At 66.2% G+C, this 987-nt stretch carries 1 protein-coding gene; it reads right to left on the minus strand.

Annotated features, from left to right (window positions below):
- Positions 1 to 25: 25 nt before the first annotated feature.
- Positions 26 to 919: an IS982 family transposase gene (locus tag AC1WTP_RS34415; protein ID WP_109900039.1), complete on the minus strand. Its 894-nt coding sequence runs from the start codon at positions 917 to 919 to the stop codon at positions 26 to 28.
- Positions 920 to 987: the final 68 nt, after the last annotated feature.

The raw sequence follows: 987 nt of genomic DNA on the forward strand, positions 1-987 counted from the left end.
CTAGACGAGTAGTTCCGAATCCCGGTCAGTGGTCGTAGGCGATCAGTGACCGGGTGACGGGTGCGCCGGTCTTGTTGTTGTGCCAGATGGCGGCAGCCATGGCCAGGAGACGCTGGGCCACCCGCACGGCAACGCCGGTGAAGGTCCGTCCGCCGTGTTCTTCCAGGTCGAGCTGGCCTTTGAGGGTGTCGTTGACCGACTCGATCAACTGTCGGACCTTCTTGAGCATCGGCTCGCCGTAGCGGGCCTTCTCTCGCTTACGTGACGGGCGGAGCAGTTCGATGCCCTGCTCGGCCAGGTCCCGCTCGAACGCCCGGGACGCGAAGCCCTTGTCGGTGATCAGCAGGATGCCCGGATGCTCAGCGACCACCCCGGCCTCGACCTCCAGCATCGCGGCCAGGACCTCGCGTTCGCCGATCTTCGGGTTGGCCAGGGCCCACAGGATCGGCATCCCGGTCGGGGTGCACACCAGGTACAGCCGCAGCCCCCAGAAGAACCGGGAGTGTGAGGCGCAGTAGCCGTAGCCGGCCCAGCCGGCCAGGTCCGAGCGTTGCACGGTGGGCCGGGACATGCCGCACGGGACCGGGGTGGAGTCGACGATCCAGTGATTGTCGAACCAGAAGTCACTATCGCGGGCCAGATCCCGGATCACCTTCTTGACCAGCGGCAGCGCCGCGCGTAGCCGCTTGTTGTAGCCCGGCCGCTGCGGCAGGTACGGGAACATGCCGGCCAGGTGGACACGGGCGTAGCGGATCCAGTGCGCCTCCGAGCGGGCACCGAGCAAGACCTGCGCCACCGCCAGGCAGACCAACTCGGAGTCGGTGAGCAGCGGTGGCCGGCCTCGCCACCGGGGCGTGCGGATGGTGTCGTCGATCTTCACGTACAGTGCGGTCAAGAGGGTGTCCAGGTCTTGCGTCACAACATGATCCTGGATGCCCTCTCTTCATACCCAGACATCGACCCCTGACATCGGAACTACTCGTCTAG

It is taken from the genome of Micromonospora sp. R311 (assembly GCF_056780015.1).